At 44.6% G+C, this 23,809-nt stretch carries 19 protein-coding genes, 8 tRNA genes and 1 rRNA gene; 19 read left to right on the top strand and 9 right to left on the bottom strand.

Translation table 11 applies throughout. The features are described 5' to 3' along the window. From rrf to BLV90_RS13560, 5 genes are all read left to right on the top strand, one after another. Positions 1-94, top strand: a 5S ribosomal RNA gene (rrf, locus tag BLV90_RS13580); the annotation flags it as partial. Between the two features lie 60 nt (positions 95-154). After that, positions 155-247, top strand: a tRNA-Ser gene (locus BLV90_RS13575). A 59-nt stretch (positions 248-306) separates the two neighbouring features. Continuing rightward, a tRNA-Phe gene (locus BLV90_RS13570) sits at positions 307-382 on the top strand. 7 nt (positions 383-389) lie between these two features. Further along, positions 390-465: transfer RNA gene (locus BLV90_RS13565), tRNA-Thr, on the top strand. A gap of 10 nt (positions 466-475) precedes the next feature. Further along, a tRNA-Trp gene (locus tag BLV90_RS13560) sits at positions 476-549 on the top strand. Positions 550-552: 3 nt separating this feature from the next. Here BLV90_RS13560 and BLV90_RS13555 read toward each other — a convergent pair. Beyond that, entirely contained in the window at positions 553-978 is a 426-nt protein-coding gene (locus BLV90_RS13555; protein WP_091742134.1) for a YugN family protein, read from the bottom strand. 57 nt (positions 979-1,035) lie between these two features. Between BLV90_RS13555 and BLV90_RS13550 the strand changes: the two genes are divergently transcribed. From BLV90_RS13550 to BLV90_RS13520, 7 genes are all read left to right on the top strand, one after another. Beyond that, positions 1,036-1,109: transfer RNA gene (locus BLV90_RS13550), tRNA-Cys, on the top strand. Between the two features lie 18 nt (positions 1,110-1,127). Beyond that, positions 1,128-1,215, top strand: a tRNA-Leu gene (locus BLV90_RS13545). Between the two features lie 4 nt (positions 1,216-1,219). Then, a tRNA-Arg gene (locus tag BLV90_RS13540) sits at positions 1,220-1,296 on the top strand. Positions 1,297-1,473: 177 nt separating this feature from the next. Then, on the top strand, positions 1,474-2,961 hold the full coding sequence (locus tag BLV90_RS13535; RefSeq protein WP_245726362.1) for a spore germination protein: 1,488 nt from the start codon (positions 1,474-1,476) through the stop codon (positions 2,959-2,961). Beyond that, positions 2,958-4,076: a GerAB/ArcD/ProY family transporter gene (locus BLV90_RS13530; protein ID WP_091742130.1), complete on the top strand. Its 1,119-nt coding sequence runs from the start codon at positions 2,958-2,960 to the stop codon at positions 4,074-4,076. The genes BLV90_RS13535 and BLV90_RS13530 overlap by 4 nt, the downstream gene beginning before the upstream one ends. Next, positions 4,073-5,155: a Ger(x)C family spore germination protein gene (locus tag BLV90_RS13525; RefSeq protein WP_177168071.1), complete on the top strand. Its 1,083-nt coding sequence runs from the start codon at positions 4,073-4,075 to the stop codon at positions 5,153-5,155. Before BLV90_RS13530 ends, BLV90_RS13525 begins: the two co-directional genes overlap by 4 nt. 146 nt (positions 5,156-5,301) lie before the next feature. Then, positions 5,302-5,378, top strand: a tRNA-Arg gene (locus BLV90_RS13520). A gap of 11 nt (positions 5,379-5,389) precedes the next feature. On the opposite strand, the gene BLV90_RS13515 is transcribed toward BLV90_RS13520, so the two are convergent. Further along, the gene (locus BLV90_RS13515; protein ID WP_091742125.1) at positions 5,390-6,862 is read right to left on the bottom strand and encodes a glycosyl hydrolase family 18 protein; all 1,473 of its coding nucleotides are present in this window, start codon (positions 6,860-6,862) and stop codon (positions 5,390-5,392) included. Positions 6,863-7,095: 233 nt separating this feature from the next. Between BLV90_RS13515 and BLV90_RS16715 the strand changes: the two genes are divergently transcribed. Beyond that, complete coding sequence (locus BLV90_RS16715) at positions 7,096-9,225, top strand: S8 family peptidase (RefSeq protein WP_091742121.1); 2,130 nt, start codon at positions 7,096-7,098, stop codon at positions 9,223-9,225. A 130-nt stretch (positions 9,226-9,355) separates the two neighbouring features. Here the strand turns inward: BLV90_RS16715 and BLV90_RS13505 are convergent, their stop codons facing one another. The 4 genes from BLV90_RS13505 to mnmA all read right to left on the bottom strand — a co-directional run bounded on the left by BLV90_RS13505 (position 9,356) and on the right by mnmA (position 13,316). Next, complete coding sequence (locus tag BLV90_RS13505) at positions 9,356-10,015, bottom strand: response regulator transcription factor (RefSeq protein WP_091742118.1); 660 nt, start codon at positions 10,013-10,015, stop codon at positions 9,356-9,358. Beyond that, positions 10,012-11,055, bottom strand: coding sequence for a sensor histidine kinase (locus BLV90_RS13500; protein ID WP_091742115.1), 1,044 nt, complete (start codon positions 11,053-11,055; stop codon positions 10,012-10,014). The genes BLV90_RS13505 and BLV90_RS13500 overlap by 4 nt, the downstream gene beginning before the upstream one ends. 12 nt (positions 11,056-11,067) lie before the next feature. After that, the gene (gene liaF / locus BLV90_RS13495) at positions 11,068-11,955 is read right to left on the bottom strand and encodes a cell wall-active antibiotics response protein LiaF (RefSeq protein ID WP_143035060.1); all 888 of its coding nucleotides are present in this window, start codon (positions 11,953-11,955) and stop codon (positions 11,068-11,070) included. Positions 11,956-12,218: 263 nt separating this feature from the next. Beyond that, complete coding sequence (gene mnmA / locus BLV90_RS13490; protein ID WP_091742109.1) at positions 12,219-13,316, bottom strand: tRNA 2-thiouridine(34) synthase MnmA; 1,098 nt, start codon at positions 13,314-13,316, stop codon at positions 12,219-12,221. A 331-nt stretch (positions 13,317-13,647) separates the two neighbouring features. On the opposite strand from mnmA, the gene BLV90_RS13485 reads away from it, so the two are divergent. Then, the gene (locus BLV90_RS13485) at positions 13,648-14,565 is read left to right on the top strand and encodes a tetratricopeptide repeat protein (protein ID WP_091742106.1); all 918 of its coding nucleotides are present in this window, start codon (positions 13,648-13,650) and stop codon (positions 14,563-14,565) included. Between the two features lie 99 nt (positions 14,566-14,664). Next, positions 14,665-14,994: a hypothetical protein gene (locus BLV90_RS13480; RefSeq protein WP_091742103.1), complete on the top strand. Its 330-nt coding sequence runs from the start codon at positions 14,665-14,667 to the stop codon at positions 14,992-14,994. A gap of 41 nt (positions 14,995-15,035) precedes the next feature. Here BLV90_RS13480 and BLV90_RS16300 read toward each other — a convergent pair whose 3' ends face one another. Both BLV90_RS16300 and asnB read right to left on the bottom strand, forming a co-directional pair. Next, the gene (locus BLV90_RS16300; protein WP_177168070.1) at positions 15,036-15,191 is read right to left on the bottom strand and encodes a hypothetical protein; all 156 of its coding nucleotides are present in this window, start codon (positions 15,189-15,191) and stop codon (positions 15,036-15,038) included. Positions 15,192-15,285: 94 nt separating this feature from the next. Beyond that, complete coding sequence (asnB, locus tag BLV90_RS13475) at positions 15,286-17,130, bottom strand: asparagine synthase (glutamine-hydrolyzing) (protein ID WP_091742100.1); 1,845 nt, start codon at positions 17,128-17,130, stop codon at positions 15,286-15,288. Positions 17,131-17,512: 382 nt separating this feature from the next. On the opposite strand from asnB, the gene BLV90_RS13470 reads away from it, so the two are divergent. From BLV90_RS13470 to BLV90_RS13455, 4 genes are all read left to right on the top strand, one after another. Continuing rightward, entirely contained in the window at positions 17,513-20,626 is a 3,114-nt protein-coding gene (locus tag BLV90_RS13470; protein ID WP_177168069.1) for an MMPL family transporter, read from the top strand. Between the two features lie 271 nt (positions 20,627-20,897). Beyond that, positions 20,898-21,518 carry a DUF47 domain-containing protein gene (locus tag BLV90_RS13465; protein ID WP_091742094.1) on the top strand — a complete coding sequence of 207 codons (621 nt, stop codon included), beginning with the start codon at positions 20,898-20,900 and terminating at the stop codon, positions 21,516-21,518. Then, positions 21,511-22,503: an inorganic phosphate transporter gene (locus BLV90_RS13460; RefSeq protein WP_091742091.1), complete on the top strand. Its 993-nt coding sequence runs from the start codon at positions 21,511-21,513 to the stop codon at positions 22,501-22,503. Before BLV90_RS13465 ends, BLV90_RS13460 begins: the two co-directional genes overlap by 8 nt. A 146-nt stretch (positions 22,504-22,649) precedes the next feature. Next, positions 22,650-22,868 (top strand): hypothetical protein, encoded by a 219-nt coding sequence (locus BLV90_RS13455; RefSeq protein ID WP_091742087.1) that lies wholly within the window; start codon positions 22,650-22,652, stop codon positions 22,866-22,868. A gap of 34 nt (positions 22,869-22,902) precedes the next feature. On the opposite strand, the gene BLV90_RS13450 is transcribed toward BLV90_RS13455, so the two are convergent. Further along, positions 22,903-23,808 carry a zinc dependent phospholipase C family protein gene (locus BLV90_RS13450; RefSeq protein ID WP_091742084.1) on the bottom strand — a complete coding sequence of 302 codons (906 nt, stop codon included), beginning with the start codon at positions 23,806-23,808 and terminating at the stop codon, positions 22,903-22,905. Position 23,809: the final 1 nt, after the last annotated feature.

Raw genomic sequence — 23,809 nt, 5'->3', positions numbered from 1 at the left:
CCCACCCGTTCCCATCCCGAACACGGAAGTTAAGCCCTCCTGCGCCGATGGTACTTGGGGCTCGCGCCCCTGGGAGAGTAGGACGTTGCCGGGCAGATTAATCGTCCTTACATAGGACATACTCCGTAAGTCATGCATGCTTACGGAGTATTGTGGAGAGGTGTCCGAGCTGGCCGAAGGAGCACGATTGGAAATCGTGTAGGCGGTTACCTCCGTCTCGAGGGTTCGAATCCCTCTCTCTCCGCCATTAACTTTAATAAGTTTCTTGACATAAATAGATAAATGTGTTAAAATTTATCTCACTGCGGTTCGGTAGCTCAGTCGGTAGAGCAGAGGACTGAAAATCCTCGTGTCGGCGGTTCGATTCCGTCCCGAACCACCATATTTGTGCCGGTGTAGCTCAACTGGTAGAGCAACTGACTTGTAATCAGTAGGTTGGGGGTTCAAGTCCTCTCGCCGGCACCAAATATGTTTTAGGGGCGTAGTTCAATGGTAGAACAGAGGTCTCCAAAACCTCAAACGCGGGTTCGATTCCTGCCGCCCCTGCCATTTTCAATCGATTACCTGTTTCTCAAATCGTTTTTCTAGCTGATGTAATTCGGATTGTGCTCGGATGATCCACTCTTTGTCCACATAATCATCTTTGTCGGCTGGGTTTGAGAATTGACTGAAGGTACTAGTTACGAGACCTGCATCTGATGTTGTGTCGGGTCCTGTCTTAAAGGGATGCTTCAATACAAAGGGTGTTCCAATCTGAAGTTGCGCTTTCCGAGCCCCAATGCTTCCCGTAATAGCGACTACTGGAATACGAAGATACGTTTGATGTCCATGGGTCTCTTCCCAATCGAGCACTTTATCGTAACAAGCATGGTCATATTCGTAACCGCCACCAAGGACAAAACCTTCTTCATTCATAATGCGGTCAATGGCAACAAAGGTCCCCTCTTGATCTTCCAGGGAGGAAGGCAATTGGATCATGTGATGTCCTCCTTTCGCTTTTAGTGTGTGACATAGGTCTCATCCTCATTCCATTACGGCGGCATAGCCAAGTGGTAAGGCAGAGGACTGCAAATCCTTTATCCCCGGTTCGAATCCGGGTGCCGCCTCCAATAATTGCTTATTACTCTGCGGATGTGGCGGAATCGGCAGACGCGCTAGACTCAGGATCTAGTGATCATTGTGATCGTGGAGGTTCAAGTCCTCTCATCCGCACCAATATGTGCCCTTAGCTCAGCTGGATAGAGCGTCTGACTACGGATCAGAAGGTCGGGGGTTCGAATCCTCCAGGGCACGCCAAAAAGCACCGATTGATCGGTGCTTTTTTGTGTTCCAAATATATAGCGAACGAAAAATTTTCCCTAAAAGACTGGCCAAGGATCTAATAAAGATCCTTTGGCCAGTCTTTTATTTTTATACATAGACTCATTCATTACGGGGAGGCTAGGAATTAGCGTGTACGATGGGGGGAGCATAATGGGCGATGGTAGAAGGAGAAGAAAAAAAGGGATGGCGGACCATTGGCAAAGAGTAGTCGAGAAGGAGTCGAATTCTGTCGACTTTGTGTATAGTTCCTTTCCTTATTCTTATCGGCCCTATTCCGTCTCTTACTATAGGAGCTTAATTAATAACGATTTGTTACATGCGGTGATTCTTCCTGCTTTAGAAGGGGACAACCTTCGTAATGATGAGAGTGTACGCATGGCGATTCCAATAGAAAAAGTGCAGCTTATCGATGATGTCAATGAAGCGCAAAGTTTGCTTTTGAAAGGGTATGTCATGGTCCTCTTAGAGGGTGATGGTAAACATGATGGTATTTTGATTCCAGTTCCTGTGGTGGGTGGTCGCTCGGTTACCGCACCTGAGGTAGAGTTTACCGTTCTTGGACCAAAAGAGGCCTTTGTTGAGAGGTTGGATACGAATCTGGGTTTAGTCCGCAGGCGTCTTCCAGTTTCTGATTTACGTGTCCATCGCATTGAGATCGGAAGTTTATCGAAGACGCAAATTGCGGTTCTCCATATAGAGGGGATCGCAAATCCAGAAAATGTGAAAACAGTACAGGATAGAGTCAAAAAGATTTGCTACGACGATATTATTGATAGTTCATTTGTTGCACAAATGATTAAGGATCAGCCTAACTCTGTATTCCCTGAGTTATTGGATACAGAACGACCGGATCGTGTTGCGGGTGTTTTAGGGGAAGGTAAAGTCGTCATTCTAGTAGATGGAGCTTCCCAAGCACTGATCGGCCCTTCTACTTTTAGCGAGTTTTTTACAGCTTCTGATGATTACTTTATACCTTGGCAGATGGCCACTTTTTTTCGGTTCGTAAGGATCTTGTCTTCAGTCCTCTCGATTATAGGCTCTCCTTTGTATGTAGCGTTGCTGACTTATCACTACGAGCTATTGCCTCAGGATTTAGTAGGGATATTAATTATTTCACGGGAAACGGTACCCTTTCCTCCAATTTTAGAGGCAATTATCCTGGAGTGGGCGATTGAGCTTATCAGAGAAGCTGGAGCACGGTTACCCACGAAGGTGGGACAGACAATCGGTATCGTTGGAGGTATCGTGATCGGGACAGCGGCTGTTCAAGCAGGATTAACAAGTAATATTTTGTTAATTATAGTAGCAGCATCGGCGCTCAGTACCTTCACGTCCCCGATCTATCAAATGGGCAATGCTGTTCGGTTGATACGCTTTCCAATGATGTTAGCGGCGCAGATGTGGGGGATTTTAGGGATTGTTTTAGGTGTAATTTTTTTATGTGCCCACTTAATACGCATGACCTCATTAGGGAATCCTTATCTTGAACCTTTATTTCCACTGCGCATTTCTGATTTTAAAGATAGTTATATTCGCTTACCCTTTAGTATGCAAAGAAGACGGCCTCTCGAATTAAGAACCAAGGATTCTCAATATATGCCAAAAGGTGACAGTTCCCAGGGAGGCTCGAGTGAATGAAACTACAGGGCCAATTGACTGATGCTCAATTACAACCACCCGATGATAAAATTTCTGGTATCCATGTATTCTTTTTAATTCACTCGGTTCAAACAGGAGTAGGGGGCCTTGGCTTTCAGCGAATCATTGCCCAGAAAGCAGGACATGATTCCTGGATGGCTGTTTTAATTGCGGGAGTTTTCGTCCAAATTGCTATATTTTTCATGTATCTGGCCCTAAAAAAGAGGCGGGAAGACTTAATCGCCCTGCATCAACGGATTCTTGGTTCTTGGTTGGGGAAGATTTTTAGTCTGGTGTTTATGATCTACTTTGTTTCACTTGGTGCGGCGGTCACTCGTTCTTATAGTGAGCTGGTCCAGATATGGATGTTCCCTGATCTTTCTACCTGGTCCATTAGCCTTGCCATGCTACTCTTAGTATTTTATATCGTCTCAGGGGGATTTCGTGTCGTTGTAGGGATTTCTGTCTTAAGTGTAATCCTTCCCTTTTATTTATTGTTATTACTGATTATTCCCATTGAACATGCCGAATTCTCTAATTTGCTACCTATTGGAGAGGCAACCTTTGGTCAGTTACTAAATGCATCTAAGGAGATGATGTTTAGTTACTTAGGTTTTTGTACTTTTTTGATGTACTATCCCCTAATTAAGGGAGGGCCTCGTACGCAAAAATGGGCGCAGTCAGGGGCGTTATTTACCATGATCCTCTACTTTGTAGTTTCCATCATAACGCTAGCTTATTTTTCCGAAAAACAACTTTTGACTAAAATTTGGGCTACTTTTAGCCTATTTAAAGTGGTTCAATTTCCTTTTTTAGAGCGTTTTGAGTATGTCGGGTTAGCAAGTTGGGCCTTTGTCATTTTAGATAATGTTTGCCTTCTTTTATGGGCTAGTGTCCGGATCTTAAGACGCTTGTGGCCCCAATCATCTGGGCGAAAGTTTTTAGTGGCTACCTTGGTACTCATCTTCCTGGAGAATATCATTCTTTCAGGACGTGATGATATCAACAAGTACATTCAATTTGTAAACCAGTGGGGAGTGGTCATCAATTTCATGTACCTTCCTTTGTTGTATTTAGTAGGATTCTTCCGTGAGAAATGGAGGAGAGTCCCATGAAACGAAAGCTCTGGATTGGTATCAGTATACTAATCATGATGTTGCTCATCATTGGGTGTGTCAGACAGAGTGTAATCGATGAGTTACAATATATTCAAGCAGTTGCTTATGATTGGCATGATAAGAAGCATGTGCGTGCTACAGTAGTTGTACCTGTGTACAATCCGGATCGTACCGTGACTAATTCAATCTATCAAGTTGTTATACAAATGGGTGAAGAGTTGCAGGAAGTACTCAATGGACGGACACATTGGCCTCTTGTTATGGGTAAGCTTCGGGTAGGACTCTTTGGTAAAAAAATGGCGACGAAAAATGGAATCTTGAATATCCTTGATTCATGGCAAAGAGATCCTTTTATTGGAATACCAACGTTGGCAGTAGTCGATGGGAATGCTGAGGATGTGGCTCAGCAAATAAAGGATAGGGAAGTGGGAAGGAAGGTTTTGGAATTAATCAAACACAATGTAGATGATGGACGTCTCCCTGATACGAATATCCATCATTTTTTAAATATCTATTATCGAAGGAATGGTACCCCGTGGCTACCATTATTGGTTATGCAGGAAGGGACCCCTGTCCTAAAGGGTATCGCTTTGTTTGATGGAGCGAAGATGAAAGGGAAAATTGATTCCTTTAAAGATATGACATTGTTTACGATCATGCATTGGGATAGAGCGGAGGGTACAGGCTATCCGTTTACGACAAAACAAGGAATAGAAGGGTTTATACGTGAAACAGAACTGAATCGGAAGGTTAAGGTATTCAATACGGGTAAATCCCCCGTTATCTCCCTGTATTTTGATCTTCATGCCAATGTAGTAGAGATTCGTGGTATAAAAGGAAAAGCTGAGAAAGTGATCCCCCAGTTAGAGATACTAATTAAAAAAAGGTTGGAAACCGATGCAAATCAGCTAGTAAAAAAATTGCAACACATGAATGTAGATCCACTTGGATTTGGTGAAGCGGTACGTAGTCGTAATCGTAAATTTAATGCTGTAAAATGGAAAGAGCAGTATCCTCATGTCAAAATAAAGGTAACGTGCAAACTCCATTTAGATGAATACGGTATCGTAGAGTGATAAAAAATTTATTTTTCCTTGACATTAAGTAAGATCTATTATAAAGTTTGTCTTGTCGCTGTTGATGGACTGGTTGGAAGTGGCTGGCCTTCAACTTAACAGACGAAGTTTTTCCGCTCCATTTCATGAACGATAGCAATTAATATGTGCCCTTAGCTCAGCTGGATAGAGCGTCTGACTACGGATCAGAAGGTCGGGGGTTCGAATCCTCCAGGGCACGCCAAAAAGCACCGATCAATCGGTGCTTTTTTGTGTTTCTAGCTTCTTTAGAAGATTCCATATCTTAGGGTCCTCAGCCCCCAGGAACCAGAGGGACCAACTTTGAATGGTCGGGTGATTTTTTATTACTCCTTTTAACTTAGCAAAAAGGCTGGAAGCATTGGGAACACAACCTGTGATGGGGGTAGAGGGTGAATTCATTACATAGCAGGGCTCTTCCCCTGGAGCCAGGCTCTTCTGTTTAGCTCCTGTTTGCTTCCATTGAGGTAGTTGGTGATGGAAGAGAGCGTATTGCTTTTTTCCTCCAGGCCAGTAGTTCCCTAAGGCAGAAAGGCTAACGGTAATTTTGGTAGGGGGAATTTCCTTTTCTGCTAGGGTGAGTACATCATCAAGCCAGGCCTGTGGAGCAGAGGGTCCAGGGGTCCCCCAACTATAGTTCCAGGCCATAATTTTCACTTGATCTGCAGCACGGCCGATTCGCTTCCAATCCTGGGCTCGTTGAGGGGGCTCACCTCCTGGCTCTGTCGTTTTAGGGTGAACGGCGACGGTGAGCAGGCGTTGGTCCTGGTGAAGAGCTGTGGCTAATTCTTCAACGAACAGAGAAAAGGAATCTCGATCCTTTTCCAATAGGGGTTGAAACTGAAGTTCTACCCCGTCGTATTGATTTTCTGCTAACCAGTGACGAATATGTTGAATGGTTTTTTTACGTTTTTTTTCATTATTAAGGAGATTATGGATCAGTGAAGCAGAATGGGAGTTGCCTAGCACAGGGAGGATCTCTATGTGTGACTTTCGAGCTGTGCTGATAAGTTCATTGTTTAATGAGGCCCCTTTACGTAGATAGATCCTTCCATCAGGTTCTAATTCATGGCCAAGGGGGTTTATCCCATCAATTTGATCTGCGTGTTGTTGGAGGTTGGACAGAGTAGACGTTTTCTCCCACCAGGGAACCCATACGGAGAGTTTAAGAAGTCCTTTTGGTGAGTGAGGTGTAGAGGGTCTTTTCGATTGTGAGCGGATAGAATCGGGTTTGTTAACTGGTTGGTGAGTTAGTTTGCTTGGTTGACGTGTGAGGTCAGGATTGTGCCAGTTATTATGAAGGATTGTGTGCGTGTTACTCTTGCTTTTCGAAGGTGGGGACAAATTTTTTACGGTTGGCGAGGATGGTCCTTTAGCATCAGCAGTGGGGTGACCTGGTTTCCACCAATCCGTGTCCTCATCGATCCCATAGGGGTCCATGGTCGAATCCTCCTCACTGTCGACGAGGGTAGGATTGGTTGGGTAGCTCTGTGCCCCTTGGCTGATTACTTTTTCATTTTTCTGAATTTCATTGTTAATGAGGACTCGTCCTCCCCAGAAGCTGCCACCTAGAAATAGCACTAGCAAAGAGATAATCAGGAGTGGCTTCCATCGCAATGATCGTAGATTTCTTCTCGACGAAATTTTCTGCTTTGGGATCTTCCGATGAAGGTTAAAATGATTACGCAAAAATCGTTCCTCCTCTCGATTTAACCACTCCTATTATATATAAAATTTCCATTTATGGACAGGTTTATTGCTTGACGATGATTAAACGATGGTTAATATATATAATTTTATTATTTATATTGTAAAAATAGATTTATACAGGATAATATAACCATAATCGAAGCAGGTAATCTGAATTTTTTATCGTAATAGTAATAGTCTAATAATTCTGTAGTTTACCAAGGGGGAAAACCATGAAGAAGAAGTGGCGTATGAGTACGATCCTTTTGTTGGGCATTTTTGCCCTATCGGGTATTACATTACCCGCACTTGCTTGGGATCCCAATAGTGATGAGGAAGTAAAGGATAATGCGAAGGGTGAATACTACTTTGTAGAGTTAAAGGATGAATCCGTTGCAACCTATGACGGTGGAGTTAAAGGGTATAAGGCAACCCAGGTAGCAGAGGGAGATCAACTCGATGTAAAAGACTCTAATGTGAAGGCTTACGAAAAATATCTTTCTAGTAAACGGGGTCAGTATAAGAGCTGGCTAAAAAAGAAAGCGTTGCAGGCGAAGGTAGTTGAGGACTACGCGTTGACGCTAAATGGAGTCGCTGTGAAGGCCAATGGTATTAATCCAGCTGTCTTAAAACAGGGTCCCGATGTGAAACGGGTAGTGAAAAGCATTCAGTATCGCCCTGCGATGAATGCCAGTCACTCGATTATTAATGATAAGCCGCTCTGGACTATGGGTTATAAAGGTAGCGGTGTAAAGGTAGCGGTGATTGATGGTGGTATTGATCAAGATCACCCCTTTTTCAAGGATCCATCTTTAAAAGTGCCAGAGGGATTCCCGAAGGTTCCTGCCGGCAAGGATGAGTGGAAATCCTATACTTCCAATAAGGTGATCGTTGCTCGTGTCTTCAGCCCTGAAACCAGTGCGACACCGAAAGCCATTGGGAGTCATGGTACTCATGTGGCGGGTACCATTGCAGGGAAAAGTGGATACAAGGATCCCAGCGGAGTGGCTAAGTCCCGCCTCTCTGGAGTCGCACCGAAGGCGTATCTCGGTAACTATAACGTTTTCCCTTGTGATAGTTGTTCAGCGGAGACCATCTATATTGCAGCTGCTGTAGAGGCTGCGGTAAAGGATGGTATGGATGTGGCCAATATGAGTCTAGGTGCACCGGCAGAACCAGGCTTTGATTTATTGACGGAGATCGTTAACGATGCGGCGGATGCTGGGATGACCATGGTTGTATCAGCAGGCAATAATGGACCAGGGCCGATGACGGTCGGTTCTCCGGGAACAGCTGATAAGGCGATTACGGTAGCGGCTGTTGCCAATGGACACTTTATTGGTCAATCGATTCAGATCAATCAAGATGGAAAAGATAAGGCGCTTTCTGCGGCTGGAGCCTCCCCAGGTGGGAAAGTAAATGCTGAGACGAAGGGATCCCTTGTTAAAGTGGAGGATGGGGATAAAAAAGCCTGCTCAGGTATTGCAGGGGACCTGACTGGTAAAATCGCGGTGATCAAACGAGGAGACTGCACCTTTACAATCAAAACCTCCAATGCCCAGGATAAAGGGGCTGTAGGGGTGATTATCACCAATAATGTCCCGGGTGATCCTGCTACGATGACTGTGGAGGAGAAGGTGAAGATTCCAGCCGTTATGGTATCCCAAGCCGATGGAGATTGGCTAGGTCAAGGAAAGAGCGTATCGGCCAGTATGTTGCCTAACGCACTGCTGGATATAAAAAGTGATGCTGCGAAAACCTTGACTTACTTCTCCTCCCGAGGACCCACAGTCCATTACACATTAAAGCCTGATGTAGCTGCTGTAGGGGAGAATGTGTACTCCAGTGTGGTTGGTGGAGGACTCTCCTCCTTAAGTGGGACCTCTATGGCTGCACCTCATGTTGCTGGAGCAGCTGCACTGTTGAAAGAAGCCCGTCCAGATTGGAAGCCAGAGGATATCAAGGCAGCTTTGATTGGAACCGGTGGCAATATAAAAGGTGGGGACACGAAACCACTTGAAGTGGGTGGCGGAATTATCAACGTGTTTAAGGCGTTATACACCCCTGCAATGGCTTCTCCCGCTAGCCTCAGTTTTGGATTGGTCGATAAGGAGAAAACGCTGAATTTCACCCTGAAAAATGTTACAAAGCAGGAGCAGACCTATCAGATTCGAGTCGATAAGAATCTCGCAAAGTTGAGTAGCTCTTCCTTACAATTGGCAAAAGGAAAGAAGGGAACAGTGAAGGTAACGATCTCACCTGTCGGTAAAAAAGCAGGGGAGGATCTACAAGGGTATATCAAGGTGCAGACAGAGGATGGAAGAGATCAAATTCGCATCCCATTCCATTACCGTGTGAAATAACGAGCTTGATAAATAGAAGCTCCCTGGCGATACTTAGCCAGGGAATTTTTTTGTAGTGGAGATCATTTAGTGAAACCAGAAATCGGAATGGAAAAGCGAGTGGGACAGAAGTCTAGCTTTGGCGAGAATCTTAGACGTCAGGAGAATCCTTTTTCTCTTGATGAAGATGATTTTCAACAGCGTAAACAGCAGCTTGAGTACGATCTTCTAATTGGAGTTTAGAGAGAATATTGCTGACGTGGGTTTTGACGGTTTTTACGCCGATGAATAGGGTGTCAGCAATTTGTTGATTGGTTTTCGCCTGTCCAAGGAGTGCTAGGACCTCACGTTCCCGTTCAGTTAATTCTTCATGAAGTGCGGGGGTGGCGCTTGTCTTCATGCGATGAAGTATTTTTTCGGAGACACGTGGCTCGATTGTGGCATGACCGGAGGCGGCATTTCGGATAGCGGTCGCAATTTCACCGGCGCGGGAGGTCTTTAGTATGTAACTAAATGCACCCGCTTCTAGCACTGGAAACAGCTTATCATCATTGAGGTAGCTAGTTAGCACAATGACCCGCGTATGAGGACTCACCCGGCCAGCTTCCCTGGTAGCTTCTACACCATCCATTTCTTCCATCACAAGGTCCATCAAAACGATATCAGGCTGGGTTTTTGTAAGGAGTGTGACAGCTTCCCGTCCACTTGCAGCTTCCCCAACAATTTCGATATCAGGTTGTGTCGTCAGATAAGCGACTAAACCACGGCGAACCATTTCATGATCATCGACGATAAGTGTTCGGATTGTCATGGGGACTTCTCCTCCTTATTTATACTGGGAATACGAATCTCAAGCCGAGTCCCCTTTTCTTTCACGGACACAATTCGTACATCACCACCCATTTCTTGAGTCCGCTCACGGATTGTGGCTAATCCATAAGAAGACTTCTTTCGATCCGTTTCTGAGAATCCGACTCCATTATCCTCGACGGTCAAAAATAACGTTTCTTGTCGGTGTTGTAGCAGGATGTTCCCATAGGTGGCTTTACTATGTCGGAGTAAGTTAGAGAGGGCTTCTTGTGTGATACGGAAAAGGTGCTCTTCCATCGCTCGCCCGATGGAGGGGATATCTTCTAATTCCCACTCAAGCTGAAAGGAGTGCTGACCGGCTAATTCGGTAAGTAGTTGCTCTAATGCGGGCTTTAACCCTTGATTTTCTAGACCAATAGGACGCAGGTGGAGAAGAAGAGCGCGCATCTCGTCCTGCGCCTTAGCGGCTGTCTCCTCCAACATTCCTAGGGAAGAGCGCAGGTTCTCTGAAAAGGATGGGGTAGTTTGGGCAACATTGACGAGAGCAGATGCTGTCATGGAGATGGCAAAAAGCTGCTGACTAACCGAGTCATGAAGTTCCCTTGCCAAACGTTGGCGTTCTTCGATGATCGCCAGTTGTTTGGATTGGTCGGCTAGTTCACGATTGCGGGTCAATAGCTTCTGCAGAGCATCCACTTGGGTTTCTAATCGTTCCGCCATATGATTCCATTGGTCGGCGATATCATCGATAATATCAGCACCACTTTTTTCAGGAACACGGTGGGATAGCTTACCATTAGCGAGGAAGACTGCCCCATCCCGTAGAGGTTGTAAACTATTTTTCAAACGGTTGCTCTCTTTTAAACCGAAATAGAGAGCAGGAACCAGTGCAGAAACAATGAGAATACTAAAGAGAAGGGGTAGATTCGTTGTCCCGTGAACGATGAGAAATCCGCCGATACACAGAAGGAGTGCGACGCAGTTGTTGATTATAAAAACAGAAAGGATATCCCAGCGAAGATCAGAACGGCTTCGTGACACAGTGACTCCTCCTTATACACGGATGACGCGGATTTCTCCACAAGTCAGGGAAAAATTGAGCACCAATCTCTTGGTAGCTTCATCAAAATCAGGGGTTTTGGTGGTTATGAATCGATTAAAGCCACCTTGATCATCATTATCCAGTATTTTTAAGCTTCCTGTCCGAACAAACGCTTCGATCCGAACCGGTAGATGGGAAGGGATATAGACTTGGATCTCACCAAACCATCCTGCAATATCGATAGTGACTTCTTGATCGGGGATGATCGCTTGCGTAAGATTCAGATCGATGGATCCAGCACCTATCCAGTATTCCTTATTTTCAAGCTGAAAAGGCTTTTTGCCAATCCGAATTTCTCCAAACATCATCTGATTCGATTGTCGTGACCGATGTCTTTTAGTCGCTTCTCTATAGGCCTTTTTAGCTTCTCTGTAAGTGTAAGGGTTCTCTGCATGTGAGAAGCGATGATGGCAGTGTTCTTGGTTTTCTGCATCATGGATGGTGCGATGCATTCTGTGACGGTAGTATTTGTGGGCGTAGCCAGGGAAGAGAATTCGCAAACCAAAATAGATGATGGCTAGCGGCCATAGGATACCTGCGATGGTTTTCCAATTGAGAGCGTCAAACCCTAGTTTATTAGCCAGGAGATTCCAACCCACCAGAAAAAGAACGGTTCCTACGATCATTGGTCCAAGATGAGGAGATTGTTTACGAAAGAGAGGTTTTAATCCTTTAATGAACGCTGCTGTTGCTACCACAAAAAAGAGGACAGGCCACCAGGTGGAAATCAGAGTGGAGACAGGGATTGTCAGGATGCCAATATTTTCGAGGAGAAATAAAACCCCCAGGGTGATGATAATGAAGGCGATCAATGTACTCTTGCTAAAGAATGGTTTCATAAGAGTTGGCGGCACATTGGGAGTTGCATGGTGTGCCGCGCCACTTCCTTTCTATAGGTGAATGAAGGGTGATTATCCATGGATGATTCTTATAGGTTGGACATCTCGATCTTAAAATCCTTTTCTCCTAAATAAGGTGTTGTATTGTCAGTTTAGTAAATTGGAGAGTATTGGTGAAGGTACTGAGGAAGGGATGAAGCTCCGTCTTCAGACGGAGTTGTTTGAACATAAAAAAGCCCCGTTTTGAGAACGAGGCTGAGTAGTTAGGCATCCAAAAGGAGGGGGGTGTCGATAATTCCACCGCCAAGGCATTTTGTTCCATCGTAGAAGACGACGGATTGTCCTGGTGTAACAGCACGTTGAGGCTCATCGAAGAGGACACGGCAGGTACCGTCTGATTGGGGCTCTACACGCACTCCCTGATCCTTTTGCCGATAGCGGAACTTCGCTGTGCAGGTGAAGGGAGTGGATCTTTCGATCTGATTGGTCCAATGGAGATGACTGGCGATTAACCCATCGGAGTATAGTGCTGGGTGATCATGACCTTGCCCGACAAGGAGAACATTGCGAGCGAGGTCTTTTCCAACTACAAACCAAGGGTCCCCAGATCCACCACCTCCGATTCCTAGACCTTGGCGTTGACCAAGGGTGTAGTACATCAGACCATCATGGCGTCCTTTTACCTCTCCAGCAAGAGTTTGCATCTCTCCTGGTTGGGCTGGTAAATAATTTGAGAGAAAATCTTTGAAATCCCGTTCACCGATAAAGCAGATTCCAGTAGAGTCCTTTTTATTGGCAGTGGGAAGCCCTGCCTCAGCTGCGATTTTGCGTAGCTCATGCTTCTCCAAATGTCCGATAGGAAACATGGCTTTTGCTAATTGGTCTTGTCCCAGGGTGTAGAGGAAGTAGGTCTGGTCTTTGTTTGGATCTTGACCTCGTAAAAGGTGATAGGTTCCATCAACCTGCTCTACTTGGGCATAATGGCCTGTCGCGATATAATCCGCACCTAATTGGAGGGCTTTATTTAGAAATTCACCAAACTTAATCTCTTTATTACACATTACATCGGGATTTGGGGTACGTCCTGCTTTATACTCATCAAGAAAGTATTGAAACACTTTGTCTCGGTATTCCCGCTCAAAGTTGACGGAGTAGTAAGGAATTCCGATGTGAGAAGCGACACGTCGTACATCTTCGAAGTCTTCGGTTGCTGTACAGTAGCCATTCTCATCTGTATCATCCCAGTTTTTCATGAAAAGGCCAATTACATCATAGCCCTGTTCTTTCAGAAGGAGGGCGGCTACTGAAGAATCAACTCCACCAGACATGCCGAGGATAACGCGTGGTGTTTTTCCGTTCATGGAAACTCACCTCTGACTAAAAAATATCATGATCCAATCCAAAAGAGGATGGGTAACTTGATCATGCGAAAATTAGGAGAAAGTCCCCATTCCATAAATTATACCATGGTTAATAGATTAGAAACAAATTGAGGAAGATTAGCATGATGATTAATAGAAGATTGGGATTGGGTAATCTGCTACTTTGGTTGACATGGATATCCTACCTGAGGTGGAGATGAATTGGTTCATGGGTAGTATGTTCAACGAAAGCGACATCTGTCAAGATAAAAGAAACCAACATTACTCGAGTAAGTGATTATAAAGCATATAAAAAACGGGAGGCTGGGCATTGGAGGAACAAAAGAGTATCCCATTGTTTGACGAACTTGGTCGGCTAATTTGGACTGATCGTGAAGAGTTTCGTATCCGAGTAATTCCGGAGAACGTACAGGCAGATTGGGACCATCCAGAAAATTTGTACGCCTTTGCTGTCCAACTCTATCGGGATGGCTTTTTAGACGAGGCTTCTGAGAGTGTAGATCGGATACTAGAGTTGACTGATCGTGGAGAAGAAGCCCTCTTACTAAAAGGGTTGATCCATCATCGACAAAAGAACTATTCAGAAGCGGAAGCGATCCTCAAAGAGTGCATCCATCTATTTCCCAATAGAGGAGTTGCCTTTACATACCTTGCTCGACTTTACGCGGCAGAAAAAAAGCAGGAGCAAATGATCGATGCTTTAAATCAAGGACTTACTCGGGAACCTAATCAAGAAATGGCCCTACGCATGTTAGTTGGTGCAACTCCTGATCCAGCGCATGCAATAGCTCTCCTTGGATCCTTTGCTACCAATGAAGAAGCTTGGTGGCCCCAGTTAGAACTGGGTCGAATTTATCTCAAAGAAGGAAATGTGAAGGAAGCCATCAGTCAATTTTGTTTAGCGATCCAGTCCAGCTGTGGCTATCATGAGGAAAAAAAGGATCCTCCTGATTGGGAAGAGGAAATTGCTTTGATGACAGTGACGACTCTCTTATTTAGGCATGGTTTATGTGATGAATTAATTCAAATGGCAGAGAAATACTGGACGCCTCAGTTTCTCACTCCCTATGCAGGGCTTGATTATGTTGCAGCCTTGGAAGAACAGGGGGAGATCCGAGGAGCCATCGATGTGCTAAATGAGATGATCGCCAAAAGTGAAGAAGAGTATCGGGTAATCCTGAAGTTACGTATTCATCACTTGGAAAAGAAGCTAGAACGAGTATCCTGATCGGGTATCCCTCTCTATCTACTGTAAAAAACGTGCTATTTCTTGCGTATCCCTTGAGGGACAGCTATGATGATAGAAATGATCATAGGGAGGGATGAGATGGAAACTCAACGATATGAATTGTTCGACGATGAACGTCTTCAAATTAAGCGTCCACTACTCCATGTGGCCTATGAGGTACTTACTTTGGAGGAGCAGCATCGCTTTGAGTTGCTGTGCCAAGAAGTGTGTGCCGAGATCCCTCCCCGTATCCAAGCATTTGAAGCATTATATATGGGCTACTTTGAAGAGCTTCACACAGCAGAGGATGATGCAACTTTTTACCGCTTAATGGAGAAGATGAACGACTTGTCCTGTCGCATCGCTGATTTAAATGTCCTCTTTCTCTACATAGAAGGTAATTTTATTTTAACGAGTACACAGGCCTAATCGTGAAAAAACCGCGGGTATATACCCCGCGGTTTTCTTAGTTAGTCCTGGTCCCTGCACGCTTTTGTATCCTGCTCTTGTTCGGAGTCCCTTTCTTCTTTGCTCTCCTTGGTCAATTCTCCACTTTGCTCATAGGCAAATTGGATATTTCGATTCACTTCTTTTTTATCTTTTTGCTTACGGTCTTGCTCTGCCATCTCCTTCACTCCTACAACAAATTTGGCGAGACGGGCAAACCACCCGGCGCACAAGTATAACTTGGGGAGAAGTGAGGAGGATTATACAGTGGAACTACAAACGGATGGAAACATCGTATTTACTCAACCATGTATTCGTTTGTACCAGTCGATCTAGTATTTGAATCCACCGTGTAATCTTTTGACTCGGATGTTCTGTTGCATCGTAGAGTTTTTGTAGGGCATCACGATCAATGACGGATGTTAATGGAGAGTTAGAGTCGTGGATGATCTCATTCATCCGAGATCGTAGAGCAGCTAGATAAGTCGGATTAGTGGTGAAGGGATAAGCACTTTTACGTCGTTTGATGATCCCTTCTGGTAATACATCCGCGAATGCTCTCCGTAGAATTCCCTTTTCGATATTATCGACGTTTTTCATTTCCCAGGGAATGTTCCATACATATTGTACAAGACGTGGATCACAGAAAGGTACACGTACTTCAAGACCGGTCGCCATGCTCATACGATCCTTTCGATTGAGCAGGACTGGAAGAAACCGCGTTAAATTTAGATAAAAAAGTTCACGAATTCGTGCATCGTGAGGATTTTCTCCAGGAAGTGTAGGAACTTCTGCGATGGCTTCTTCATAACGCTGGTGAAGATACTCATCATACTGCAGAACCTCTTGTGCATCTGGGGTTAGGAAGTTTGATAAAAGTGATTTGCCTGATTCCATTGTGACATTCCAAGGGAATGTTTTTGCTTGAAGCACTTTTTGATCATGGAACCAAGGGTATCCTCCGAAAACTTCATCCGCAGACTCCCCAGATAAGGAAACTACCGCTTTTTTTCTAATTTCGCGGAAAAGCAGATAGAGGGAAATTTCCATTTCTCCCATGCCAGGAAGATCATGGGCGTGGATAGGGACATCATGATTAGCAATTAAATCTGGGGTATCAAGGGTGACATTGTGGTGGTGGCTGTTTGTATGTTCTACCATGTGCTGAACCCAAGGGGTGTCTAAACTTTGATGAAGAGGGTCTGTTTGAAAATCACGGTCGCTTCCTATGAAATCGACAGAGTATGTGTGTAAAGGATCTTTCCCTTGATTGCGATACTCACGGGCGGCAAGGGCTGTCAATCCACTTGAATCCAGTCCACCCGAGAGTAGCGATACTACAGGGACATCGGCGATCAATTGCCGTTGGACGGTATCATGTAACAATTCACGGATATGAAGGGTCGTTGTCTCAAGGTCATGCTCATGGGGATGGCTTTCTAGTTTCCAGTAGGTTTCATCCTGCATGCCTTTAGCACTAAAACGGAGAAGGTGACCGGGACGTACTTCATGTACATCGCGGTAAATGCCATTGCCAGGTGTTCTCACAGGCACTGTAATAAATAATTCAGCCAATCCTGTACGATCGATTTCTGGACGAACGCTTGGATGGGCTAAGAGTGCTTTTAGTTCAGAACCGAAAAGGACAGAGCTCTCCCGCTGAGCATAGAAAAGGGGCTTTACACCCAATTGGTCTCTTATCAGGATCAGTTCCTGTTTTGCACTATCCCAGATAGCGATTGCAAAAATTCCGTTAAATCGCCGGGGGGCATCTGTTCCCCATTCGATGTAGGAACGAAGGACGACTTCGGTGTCTGATCGGGTCTCAAAGGTATGGCCAAGACTTATTAACTCCTGACGCAACTCGCGAAAGTTATATAGTTCGCCGTTGTATGTAAGTGCATACTGACGACCATTCTCCTGACGAACCATGGGCTGTTTTCCCCCTTCGGGGTCAATGACAATGAGTCGTCTATGGGCGAAAGCAGCGCGTTGGCTAAGCCAAAAACCATCGTTATCTGGACCTCTCCAATAAAGCGTATTTGTCATCTGTTCAAGGATCGTTTTTTCATTTGACAGGTCACGTTTCCAATCTACCCATCCAGTGATACCGCACATTGTTCAACATCTCCTTCTATTGTCAATAGTAATATTAACCAACGAGGTACCTTTTTAACGTAACTCTCTGATACTAAAAGGGCAAGTCGCATGCTTGCTATTCTTCGGTGATGAGGATTAATAAATAGGGGGTAAGGTCTATTTTTTATTTATTTACGTAATATTAGTTGGTCGAAATATATGGATGCAATATTTTTGTCTCGCATGTTAGCTCATTCCACGTTAGAATGAAAATAATGAGAATGGCAGGGAACGGAGGAAAGTGGTATGGAGAGAGCCTTCTACATATCAAGAATCGACGCAAAAAATTAGTAAAAGATTTTATCAAGACGATATGGGGAGTAGGCAAAAAGAGAGATGATGGATGGAAAGGTGGCAGAGTATGCGTACAGTTCTTCGATATAAATGGGTGGTTTTGATTGCTTGGGTAGCGATGGTCATCCTATCGATCGTGACAATGCCCGACCTTGGGCAGATGACACGAGAATCAGAACCCAAAATTCATGCCAAGTATTCTTCACAGATGGCAAATAATTTGAAAAAGGAAATGAGTAACTCTTCGAAAAACAGCAAAGATGTTGATATTTTAGTTGTTTTTCATTCTGACAAACCGTTAACGAAAAATGAGTTATCAGAGATCGAAAAGGGAGTTGATAACCTCGAATCCAATAAAAAATTGGGTGTGAGTAATGTCATCACCCATTTTAATGAAAAAGAACTGAAAGATCAGTTTGTCTCCAAGGATAAAAGTACAGTGATGACTCTCTTTACGGTAAATCGGAGTGGAAAACAGTTATCTGATGTTCGAGAAGACGTAAGAGGGGCTCTAAAATCCGTCTCCGTAGATCATTACTTAACTGGAAACAAGCTCATTCAAGATGATTTTGGCCAAACCACCTTAAAGGGTGTAAAGAAGACCGAGACGATCACGGTTGCTTTTATTATTGTGGTGTTGATCGCTGTTTTCCGATCTCCTGTAGCACCGGTGATCTCCCTACTATCGGTGGGAATATCCTATATCACATCCCTAGCAGTGGTTGCCCATATGGTGCAATGGTGGGACTTCCCCTTTGCGAATTTTACACAGATCTTTTTGATCCTTGTTTTATTTGGGATAGGAACAGATTATAATATCCTCCTTTTTGCCCGCTTCAAAGAGGAGCTATCCCAGCGGAAATCGATTTCTGAATCAATTGTTGTCACATATCAAACGGCTGGAAAAACGGTTTTCTATAGTGCCATTGCGGTATTCATCGGTTTTAGCTGTTTAGCCTTTGCAAAGTTTTCCGTCTATCAAGCAGGGGTAGCGGTTGCTGTCGGTGTCCTATTCTTGATTGCATCCTTGCTCACCGTTGTTCCTTTTTTTATGTCCGTGTTAGGTATGAAAATGTTCTGGCCTGTGAAAAAGGTGAAAGGAAAAGTGAACAGCCGGATCTGGCCAGCTCTTTCTTCCTTCTCCTATCGTCGTCCCCTTTTAGGGCTCCTGATTGTGGCACTTATCACAGTACCTATTCTTTTTTTCCATCAAGGAAAGTTATCCTACAATAGCTTGGATGAGGTGGACAACTCCTATGAATCCTTAAAAGGCTTTAACATTGTCGCCAAGGAGTTTACACCAGGACAGACGATGCCTGTCGAAGTGGTTCTTAAAAGCGACAAAAAATTAGATTCCTCAGAGGCTTTGGCTTTTATTGATGAGGTAACCAATAGCTTAAGGCGTGTGCCAGAAGTGGATACCGTATATGGACCCACTCAACCAAAGGGCAATCCCATCGAAGCAGCCTACGTGAATAAGCAGACGAAGAAAACCAATGAAGGGATTGGTAAGGCAGAAAAGGGAACCGAGCAGATTAATAGCGGTTTAAAAAAAATCCTAGCAAAAATGAATGCAGGTAGTAAAGATATGTCCCAGGTGGATCAATTGTACAAAGGGACAAAGGCCGCTCAACAAGGTGTGCAGGAGGTTGGGAAGGCTTCCAAGCAAATTCAGGCTGGTCTAGATAAAGGGGCCTCTGGGGCTGAAGAACTAAATACAGGGCTTACAAAGATGCGTAGTGGCGTAGAAATCTTAGTGGCGAATACGAGCAAACTAAATAGCGGGTATAACAGTTTGTATGCGGGTTATAAAAAGCTCGGAGATGGGGCTAACAGGCTACAGTCTCTTATGGATCAAATTAAACCGTTGGCCGCTGGGGTTAAAGTCCAAGTATACGGATTAAATCCGCAGGGCCCTGGGGAGCAAGCAAAAGTAGCAGCATTAAAAGAGAAGGTTAATCCGTTAGATGCTCAAGTTAAGATATTAGATAATGGCTTACAGGAATTGAATGTTGGCTTTACCGGGATCAATAGTCGATTTGCAGAAGCTAACGCAGGGTTGAATAAAATTACGACTGAACAGAAAAAATTGCTGGCGGGACTTACCCAAATGGAACAAGGCTCTAGGGCGCTAGCAGCGGGTTTGAAAAAAGGAAGTGCTGGTGAAGCGCAGGTAGTGGATGCCCTCGGTCAAATTGATACCGGATTGGGTAGAGTCGCCAATGGGCAGGGGCAACTAAATGATGGGCTTTACTCAATGGATAACGATCTCAAGAAACTGCAAGGAGGACTTAGCAAAAGTTCTAAGGGACTAGGTGAGATCGATAAAGGGTTAAACAAAGCACAAGGGTACTTAGGTGAAGTAGCCGGTACGAAGGCATCCCATACCTTTTTCCTACCCAAAGCACAGCGCACTGGGAAAGACTTTCAAAAGTCCTTAGATGCATATATGTCCGGTGATCGTCACATCTTGAAATGGAACATCGTTCTCGAAGGAGATCCATACTCAGAGAAGGCGATGAAGACAGCTGGAGATATCGATCAAACCATTTCAGATAAATTGAAAAAAACCAAGTACAGTGACTCCAAATATGGAGTGGGTGGTCTCTCTTCTCAAAACAGAGATTTGAACAAATTATCCACAGAGGACTTTACCCGAACGGCTACTTATATGATGTTGGGGATTGCCCTGGTTCTTCTCTGGATGTTACGCTCCTTCTGGAATACGGTGTACATTATTGCTTCGTTAGTGATTTCCTATTTCAGTGCCTTAGCGTTTACTGAAGTGATCTTCAGAGAAGGATTTGGTTATCCTGGTCTCACATGGTCTACGCCATTTTTCTCTATGATCATGATTGTCTCCTTGGGAGTGGATTATAGTATCTTCCTTATGATGCGTTACTTGGAGTACCGTGATTGGACACCAGGAAAAGCGGTTGTGGAAGCTTCCCGTAAAATCGGTGGCGTGGTATTTTCCGCGGCAATCATCCTCTCAGGTACATTTGCCGCGCTCTATCCCTCGGGGATTCTTACCTTAATGCAGGTAGCTACCGTTGTGATCCTCGGATTGTTCATCATGGCATTTCTGATGTTGCCACTCTTCTTACCAGGAATGATGGCCGTTACTCGTCGCTTAAATGCTGATCCAGATGGGCCTCAAGGTGAGAAAGGAAGTTTATAATCGCTTTTCTTATGTGAAATAATGGATAAAATGGTTGCATTTTTGGGATGATTGGGTAGTCTACCCTATGAGGGTTGTACCCATGGAAGGCGGGAAGCCATGGCTTCCCGCCTATCTATTCTCCAAAGGGTTCCCAGTCGTATCTTCACAATAAAACTTGAAACAGGCTTTGCTTTCTATTTCAAAAGCATTATTATTAGGGAGGATTGATTAATAACAGGAGAGAGAGTTCCAATCTAATAAGACCGTATTATACTAGGGGGGTTCAGTCTTGATCTTTAATCGTTCGAAGGATTCGGTGTTCTACCATACCTTGGTGGAGGCCGCTAGCAACATCGTTGAGGCGATGCAGCTTTTCCGCCAGAACGTGGAGACTTTGCAACACAAAGAAGATTACGCCGAGAAGTTGAAGGACTTGGAAAACAAAGGGGACGAATTTACGCACATTCTCATTCGTGAATTGAATTCTACCTTTGTGACCCCAATGGATCGAGAGGATATTAAGGAACTAGCCATTAAGTTAGATGATATCCTGGATGGGGTGGAGGCCTGTGCTTCCCGTTTCGTTTATTACAATGTAGAGAAAACCACACCGTACTTAATGCAGTTTGCGGAGCTATTGGAGAAGGTAGCTGAACATTTGCAGGAAGCTTTTATTGCCTTGCAAAAACGTGAATTCCCAACCATTCAGAATCTGGTTGTCGAAATTAACCTGGTAGAAAATCAAGCAGATCGTCTGATGCGTCAATCCGTTGGTTCTTTGTTTGAGGAGCAAAAAGATCCAGTCGAACTAATCAAGATGAAGGAACTATACGAAAAGCTAGAGGGCGTCACCGATAGTGCTGAGGATCTTGCCGATGTTCTGGAAAGCGTGGTTATGAAGTATGCTTGACCCGTTAGTGCTCATTATTTTAGTCGTCGTTTTTGCCCTGGTTTTTGACTTTACCAATGGGATGAACGACTCAGCCAATGCCATCGCTACAGTGATTGGTACACGGACGCTCACTCCAGCCAAAGCGTTGCTCCTCGCAGGTACTTTAAATGTCGCAGGTGCCTTTTTTTCTACTGCGGTAGCGAAAGCGATTGGAACGAAAATCGTAGACGCTAAAATTATTACCCAATTGGTCGTACTTGCCGCTTTGTTAGCGGCTATTGTATGGAATGTGATTATGGCGCGTATCGGTATGCCTGTGAGCTCTTCCCACGGTTTGATTGGTGCGCTCGTTGGCTCTGCTGTAGCTTTTAAGGGCTTTGCAGTATTGAAGGTAACTGGGCTGTTAGAAATCCTCATCGCACTTCTTCTCTCTCCACTCCTTGGTGGTTTGTTGGCGTATGGGTTAATGAAACTGATTCGAGCATTATTTGCTAACTCCAATCCATCCAAAGTGAAACGGATCTTCCGGCCACTCCAGATCATCTCCTCCTCATTGATGGCCTTCAGTCATGGAACGAACGATGCACAAAAGGCTATGGGGATTATCACTCTCGCATTGGTAGCGGGTGGATACTTAGATACCGTAGAAGTACCCACTTGGGTAGTTATTGCTGCTGGGCTTACTATGGGATTGGGAACAGCTATCGGGGGTTGGCGGATTATTAGAACGATGGGGATGCGCTTGGCTCACTTGGACACGCCCCATGGATTTGCCGCAGAAACAGCCGCTGCCGTTCTGCTCACCTCGATTGCGAAAGTGGGTATTCCAGTAAGTACTACGCAAACGATGACTGGAGCCATTCTTGGTGTAGGGACAGCAGAACGTGTGAAGAGCGTTCGCTGGGGGATTGCAGGTAAAATCGTCTATGCTTGGGTATTTACTCTCCCAGGTACAGCTATCATGGCATGGTTATTTTACCAAGTACTAAAAGTATTAGAGTAGGATCTTACGAATGAGACATAAAAAGAGAAGTTCGCTGAGTATTGTCAGTGGACTTCTCTTTTTTATGATTTGTGTGGATGGAAGCGAACGGGCCCTTATTTGCTGACATACTATGAACCAAGCATAAATAAAGGGATGATTGCAGGATGGCTGGTACATCTAATTCTATCAATAATAGCAGAGTAATTAATAATATTACCAATTTTAAAATCGTTAGTATTTCTGGAGGGATGATTGCTTTAGGAAATGGTTTCAATGTAGGTGCCTCAAGTGATTCTGACCAAGTTGGAGGCTCAACTGTAACTGGAGATTTTAACAAAAGCATCGATATGGATAAGAATTTAAAGATCGAGGGGGCAGGCTAGTATATAGAGTCTGGATAGAAAAGCTGATGTTACCCTACACAATTGGTTCTGCAACTTGAGCTTGTAAATTGAGCTGTGCGGGTTTCCCTATGTCGTAGGAAATATTTCCAATTTGCTCAGAGAGCTCTTCTAAAGATGTGTCACTTTTCCAGTATGAATAGGTAAGACGCAAAAGGTGGGTTGTTTCTGTGAGGGCATTATCCCATAAATCCATGAAACGCTCACGATGACGCTCAGTAGGTACTGCAGGATGAAGCCACTCCCGCTCTTGCTCATTAAGATAATCCACACCATCATGGAGAGGACGATAGCGGAAGGGGTAGATATAACCAAAAGTGAGAGCGAGTTTGATGCCCGAGGGATCGTAAAAAAATCCAAGGGCTTTTTTCATGTCATTGTAAGCAGTATTCCAATCCTCTGGGCGAATTTGGGCTGTTTCGGAGGGGAAATGCTTACGAGCAATATCGTGCATGATCTTAGACCAATGATCAGGTAGTCGAGGGCCGATATCGATTCGTGGCACGACAGGGGTTTTCCAAGTGCGGATGTTTTCCAAGCGTTCTGCTAATAGGGTGTCGATGTAGACTTCTAACTGTTGATGCTTATGTTTACCTTCACCAGAACGGTAGACAATATAGGGATGAGCATGCCGATCCAGTATGTGATGGGTTAGAAAACCTGACACATACTCCTCTAGATCTGGATGGCTACCAGCGGCTTGAATAAGATCGGTAAGAAAGGGACCGCAGTGTCGTTTGTGAATCTCATTGCCTAAGTTATTTACCGTTTTACCAAATTTCCATGGCCAGAAATTATGGTAAAGCAGAAAATCAGGGCCTTGACAGCCCAGTTGAAAGGCACGTGGATCTTGAGGGATAGGTAGATCAGCATGTTTTAAGGCGATGTGGCCGAAAAGGATATGGCTCCAGGCGTTTGGCATT

It is taken from the genome of Marininema mesophilum (assembly GCF_900106775.1).
GTDB classification, from domain to species: Bacteria; Bacillota; Bacilli; order Thermoactinomycetales; family DSM-45169; genus Marininema; species Marininema mesophilum.
This window is presented reverse-complemented; position numbering and strand designations above follow the sequence as displayed.

Bases quoted from the DNA above. Each gene is read 5' to 3' on its own strand.
- BLV90_RS13555 (WP_091742134.1), bottom strand. From the start codon at position 978: ATGATCCAATTGCCTTCCTCCCTGGAAGATCAAGAGGGGACCTTTGTT.
- BLV90_RS13535 (WP_245726362.1), top strand. From the start codon at position 1,474: ATGGGCGATGGTAGAAGGAGAAGAAAAAAAGGGATGGCGGACCATTGG.
- BLV90_RS13530 (WP_091742130.1), top strand. From the start codon at position 2,958: ATGAAACTACAGGGCCAATTGACTGATGCTCAATTACAACCACCCGAT.
- BLV90_RS13525 (WP_177168071.1), top strand. From the start codon at position 4,073: ATGAAACGAAAGCTCTGGATTGGTATCAGTATACTAATCATGATGTTG.
- BLV90_RS16715 (WP_091742121.1), top strand. From the start codon at position 7,096: ATGAAGAAGAAGTGGCGTATGAGTACGATCCTTTTGTTGGGCATTTTT.
- BLV90_RS13505 (WP_091742118.1), bottom strand. From the start codon at position 10,015: ATGACAATCCGAACACTTATCGTCGATGATCATGAAATGGTTCGCCGT.
- liaF (WP_143035060.1), bottom strand. From the start codon at position 11,955: ATGAAACCATTCTTTAGCAAGAGTACATTGATCGCCTTCATTATCATC.
- mnmA (WP_091742109.1), bottom strand. From the start codon at position 13,316: ATGAACGGAAAAACACCACGCGTTATCCTCGGCATGTCTGGTGGAGTT.
- BLV90_RS13480 (WP_091742103.1), top strand. From the start codon at position 14,665: ATGGAAACTCAACGATATGAATTGTTCGACGATGAACGTCTTCAAATT.
- BLV90_RS16300 (WP_177168070.1), bottom strand. From the start codon at position 15,191: ATGGCAGAGCAAGACCGTAAGCAAAAAGATAAAAAAGAAGTGAATCGA.
- asnB (WP_091742100.1), bottom strand. From the start codon at position 17,130: ATGTGCGGTATCACTGGATGGGTAGATTGGAAACGTGACCTGTCAAAT.
- BLV90_RS13470 (WP_177168069.1), top strand. From the start codon at position 17,513: ATGCGTACAGTTCTTCGATATAAATGGGTGGTTTTGATTGCTTGGGTA.
- BLV90_RS13460 (WP_091742091.1), top strand. From the start codon at position 21,511: ATGCTTGACCCGTTAGTGCTCATTATTTTAGTCGTCGTTTTTGCCCTG.
- BLV90_RS13455 (WP_091742087.1), top strand. From the start codon at position 22,650: ATGGCTGGTACATCTAATTCTATCAATAATAGCAGAGTAATTAATAAT.
- BLV90_RS13450 (WP_091742084.1), bottom strand. From the start codon at position 23,808: ATGCCAAACGCCTGGAGCCATATCCTTTTCGGCCACATCGCCTTAAAA.